This window comes from Pseudomonas sp. NPDC089554 (assembly GCF_050280645.1).
GTDB lineage: Bacteria > Pseudomonadota > Gammaproteobacteria > Pseudomonadales > Pseudomonadaceae > Aquipseudomonas.
The window spans coordinates 1-4,633 of the sequence record NZ_JBNNVR010000161.1 but is presented as its reverse complement, the minus strand read 5'-3'; the positions used below and the strand labels follow the sequence as shown (position 1 = coordinate 4,633).

The following is a 4,633-nucleotide window of genomic DNA, read 5'->3' as shown; positions in this document are numbered from 1 at the left end:
GTGGCGGCGCTTTTGTGGGCCATGGCTTCGGCATCGTTGCCCACGGCGATGAAGCGACCATCCTTGATGGCGACGGCGGTGGCGGTGGGCTTTTCTCGGTCAACGGTGTGCAGCTTGCCGTTGAACAGGATGAGGTCGGCGGTCATGGGGCCTCCTTGATTGAATGATGTGCGCTGTCGAAGCTCAGCTACGCAGCCAGTTGGCGCAGCGACGGGTCACCCACGGCATGATGTAGAACACCACGGGCAGGATGACGAACAGGTTGATGATCAGGTTGGCGCTGATCACCCCGCCCAGTTGCGGGTAGCGGGCGAAAAACGGCGCCAGCAGTTGCGGGATGACCATGGTCATCGGGCAGATCACCAGGTAGGTCAGCAGCGCCTGTTTCCAGCGCGGCGGTTGCTCGGTGCTGGCGCTTGGCGGGGTGAACCAGAACTCCGGGTCGTTGTGCACCTGGGTGTGGTCGCCATCCTCGAGCATCGGCAGCACCTCTCTGACCAGGGCCTGGCGCTCGGCGGAATTGACCCAGTCCTGCAGCAGGCTGGCCTCGGCGAAACGCACCACGGTGGTGAACTCGTGGCCGCCCTCCTCCGGGCGGATCACATTGACGTCCAGGTGCCCTGGCCGGTGGCGCGCGGTGTCGACGGTGCGCTTGAGCCAGGCTTCGTAGTCGCCCAGGGAACGGGCGCGAACCTTGTGCTGGATCACCAGCGTGACGACATCGCGGTTGACTTCGGTTGCAGTATTCATCGGCATTCCTTGGGATGAGCAGGTTCGCATCCACTGTGCAACGGCAGATGGGCACGGGATTGGATGGGTGTGCTGCCCGAAGGCGGGCACCGACTGGCGGTGCCCAGGCCAGTCAGCTTACTTGGCGGCGGTGAGGGCGTTGTAGCTGGTGATCAGGTTGCGGTAGTCGGGGATGTGGTTGGAGCACAGGGCCGCCAGGCCTTCGACGTCGTTGCGCCAGTCGCGGTGCAGCTCGCAGGCCACGCCGAACCAGGTCATCAGTTGCGCACCGGCAGCCTCCATGCGGCGCCAGGCAGCGTCGCGGGTCATTTCGTTGAAGGTGCCGGAGGCATCGGCCACCACGAACACTTCGAACTCTTCCTCCAGGGCCGACAACGCTGGGAAGGCCACGCATACCTCGGTTACCACACCGGCGATAATCAGCTGCTTCTTGCCGGTGGCCTTCACCGCCTTGACGAAGTCTTCGTTGTCCCAGGCGTTGATCTGGCCGGGGCGGGCGATGTAAGGGGCATCCGGGAACAGCGCCTTGAGCTCTGGCACCAGCGGGCCGTTGGGGCCTTGCTCGAAGCTGGTGGTGAGGATGGTCGGCAGGTTGAAGAACTTGGCCAGGTCCGCCAGGGCCAGCACGTTGTTCTTGAACTTGTCCGGCTCGATATCACGCACCAGCGACAGCAGACCGGCCTGGTGGTCGACCAGCAGTACTGCGGCGTCGTCTTTGTTCAGGCGGTTGTATTTGAAGTTGGTCATGGTCGTAGCTCCTTCAGTTATGAACATCTTTGTCGTGGGTGGGGTGTTTCGCGTTGATGAGCAAAGATTAGATTCATCACCTTTCGGGCGGTAGACCGCGAAAATTGTCCTTAGCGTTCCATTTAAGGAACGATGTAACACCGCCTTTAGAAACAGTTGCCTGCGCCCCTGAGCTGCTCTTTACTACCCCCAGCCCTCCCCGACCCCGAGATCACCATGCTGGCGTTCATCCAGTCCTACCCGTTGCTGCTCGGCACCGGCCTGATCCTCCTCGACCTGCTGCTCTGGCACCTCATTCCCGCCACCCACCGCTATTGGCGGGTGGCCTCGCGCACCCTGGCCTACGCGCTGTTCACCGGCGTGCTGCTAAGCGGCGGAATGAGCCCACTGCAACCGCCGCCCTGGCCTGACGACGCCTCGCGCAACCTGATCGCGACGCTGCTGACCATCGGCTGGTGGCTGTTCGGCGCGCGTACGGTGACGGTGGTGTTCGGCGTGCTGATGACTGCCCGCGGCAGCCACGCCGGGCGGCTGTTGCAGGATGTGGTGGGGGCGCTGATCTTCCTCGCAGCGGTGGTGGCAGCGGCGGCCTACGTGCTGCAACTACCGGTCAAGGGCCTGCTGGCGACATCCGGGGTGATGGCCATCGTCATCGGCCTGGCGTTGCAGAGCACGCTGGCCGACGTGTTCTCCGGCATCATCCTCAACACCACACGGCCCTACCAGGTCGGCGATTCGATCTCCATCGACGGCACCGAGGGCAAGGTGGTCGACATCGATTGGCGTGCCACTCGCCTGATTACCGGCACCGGCAGCCTGGCGGTAGTGCCCAACTCGGTGGCGGCCAAGGCGCGGCTGCTCAACCACAGCCGCCCGGCTGACCGCCACGGGGTGAGCATCAGCGTGGTGGTGCCGGCCAAGCTGCGTCCGCAGCGGGTATTCGATGCCCTGGAAAAAAGCCTGCAAGGCACCAGCCTGCTGCTGAAAAACCCTGCGCCCAAGGTTTCGGTGAAGGCCTCGACGCTGGAGTCGGTGGAGTACGAGGCCAGTGGCTTCATCGCCGATGCCGCGAACAAGACCGACGTGCGCAACCAGCTGTTCGACCTGGCCCACCGCCACCTGGAGGCGGCCGGGGTGGTGTGGAATGCCGACCTGAGCGTGCCCGCCCGCTCGCGCCAGCGCGAGCTGCTGGACGAGGTACGAGTGTTCCGCTCGTTGACCAGCGATGAGCGCGACACCCTGAGCCAGCACATGACCGCCGTGGAGTACCTGGCCGACCAGGTGATCCTGGGCATCGGCGATCGCTCCCAGCACATGCTGCTGATCAGCCGTGGCGTGGTGTCGGCCTCGGCACACGATGGCAAGCGCCTGGTCGAAGGTGGGCGCATGGGGCCAGGGGAAGTGCTGGCACTCGAGGGGCTGCTGGATGAAGAGGATTCGCCGGTGGAATTCCGCGCCTTGACCGGTTGCATGCTGTACCGCATCGACAAGGAGCGGGTACGTGGCTGCCTGGCCCAGGGCGAGGATGTGAAATCGGCGCTGACCAAGTTGCAGCGGTTCAGGGAGCAGAAGCGCGAGACGCTGTTGATGCAGAAGCCGACGGTGGTGAAGAAGGGCGGGTTCCTCAGCTGGTTGCACAAGTGAGGAGAGATCGGTGTCGCCCTCTTCGCGGGTAAACCCGCGAAGAGGGCAGCGAGCTCGCTACAAGACCACCCGCAAGCACTGCCCTGCGTGGTACAGCGAGAACCCCGATTCATAGAACGCCGTACGCAAGGTCGGCGCACTCACAGGCTTCATCGGTGCGAACGGAATCGGCAGGCTATGCGGATCATCCTTGAGCAGGAACTCGGCGAACGCCCGGCCGATCACGGTGCCTGTAGTGTTGCCACGGCCGTTGTAGCCGGTCACCGCCACCAGCCCCGGCGCGGGCTCGAACAGGCGCATCAGGTGGTCAGGGGTGAAGTCGATGCAGCCAGTCCAGTGCATCTCCCATTCGACCTTGCCCAGTTCCGGGAAGTAATGGCCCTGAATCCGGTCGGCCCAACTGCGCACGAACCACGCAGGCTTGTTGTCGACCCGGCCCAGACTGCCGAGCAGCAGGCGGCCCTGGTCGTCGCGGCGGATGCTGCTGAGCACGGTGCGGGTGTCCCACGAGCCCTGGCCGTGAGGCAGGATGCGCTCGGCGGCGGCGCCTTGCAGCGGCTTGGACGCCACCTGGTAGTAGTAACCACGGAAGAAGTGCTTGCGCAGATCGCTCCACTCGCCCTCGGTGTAGGCGCCGGTGGAGATCACCACCTTTTCAGCGTGCACTGAGCCATGCGCGGCCTTCACCCGCCAGCCATCCCCCTCGCGTGCCAGGCCTTCCACCGGCGATTGCTGGAACAGCCGACCACCCAGGCGCTGCACAGCAGCGGCCAGGCCCTGGGTGTAGGCCATAGGGTTGATGGTGCCGGCGCGGCGGTCGAGCAGCGCGGCGGAAATCTTGTCGGTGCCGCAGTATTCCTGGCATTCGCCGCCGGTCAGAAGCTCGACGTCGGCGCCGCGACGGGTCCATTGCTCGAAGCGCGCCTCGAGGTCGGCCAGCCCCGTGGCGTTGTGCGCCATGTGCAGGTTGCCCTTGTGCTGGGCCTGGCAGTCGATACTCAGGCGCTCGATCATCGCGAACACCTCACCTGGGGCCTCACCGAGCAGCTTGTTCAGGCGGCTGCCCTGCTGCTGGCCGAGAGTGGCCTCGACATCGTCGGGGCGAATCCAGGTGCCGGCATTGACCAGCCCGACATTGCGCCCCGAGCCGCCATGGCCGACTTTCCAGGCCTCCAGTAGGACCACCGACTTGCCTTGCTCGAGCAGGTGGATCGCCGCCGACAGGCCGGTGATGCCACCGCCGATCACGCAGACATCGGCCTTGTGCTCTCCCGCCAGCGCCAGTGACGCCACGCTCGGCTGGGTAATGTGTTCCCACAAGCATTCTTGACGCAGTTCGGACATGGCCCGGCTCCAGCGGTGTTGTTCTCAAGATCCACACGACCCCTGTAGGAGCGGGCTTGCCCGCGAATGCGTCCGATCAGGCAATAATGTTGGGCGAGGTTCATCGCTGGCATGAATGACGGGTGATCACTGTCATCATGCGTTATCC

At 64.6% G+C, this 4,633-nt stretch carries 5 protein-coding genes; 1 reads left to right on the top strand and 4 read right to left on the bottom strand.

The window, feature by feature from the left end; translation table 11 throughout:
* The 3 genes from ACQKPE_RS25805 to ycaC all read right to left on the bottom strand — a co-directional run.
* A partial coding sequence (locus ACQKPE_RS25805) for a hypothetical protein (RefSeq protein WP_427669526.1) occupies positions 1-146 on the bottom strand: 146 nt, incomplete at its 3' end.
* A gap of 37 nt (positions 147-183) precedes the next feature.
* A complete protein-coding gene (locus ACQKPE_RS25800; protein ID WP_427669525.1) occupies positions 184-750 on the bottom strand; it encodes an antibiotic biosynthesis monooxygenase in 567 nt (188 codons plus the stop codon).
* A 117-nt stretch (positions 751-867) separates the two neighbouring features.
* On the bottom strand, positions 868-1,497 hold the full coding sequence (gene ycaC, locus ACQKPE_RS25795) for an isochorismate family cysteine hydrolase YcaC (protein ID WP_427669524.1): 630 nt from the start codon (positions 1,495-1,497) through the stop codon (positions 868-870).
* A gap of 216 nt (positions 1,498-1,713) precedes the next feature.
* Here ycaC and ACQKPE_RS25790 point away from each other — a divergent pair, with 216 nt between their 5' ends.
* Positions 1,714-3,141, top strand: coding sequence for a mechanosensitive ion channel domain-containing protein (locus tag ACQKPE_RS25790; RefSeq protein WP_427669522.1), 1,428 nt, complete (start codon positions 1,714-1,716; stop codon positions 3,139-3,141).
* 57 nt (positions 3,142-3,198) lie between these two features.
* On the opposite strand, the gene amaA is transcribed toward ACQKPE_RS25790, so the two are convergent.
* On the bottom strand, positions 3,199-4,485 hold the full coding sequence (amaA, locus tag ACQKPE_RS25785; RefSeq protein ID WP_427669521.1) for an L-pipecolate oxidase: 1,287 nt from the start codon (positions 4,483-4,485) through the stop codon (positions 3,199-3,201).
* Positions 4,486-4,633 lie beyond the last annotated feature (148 nt).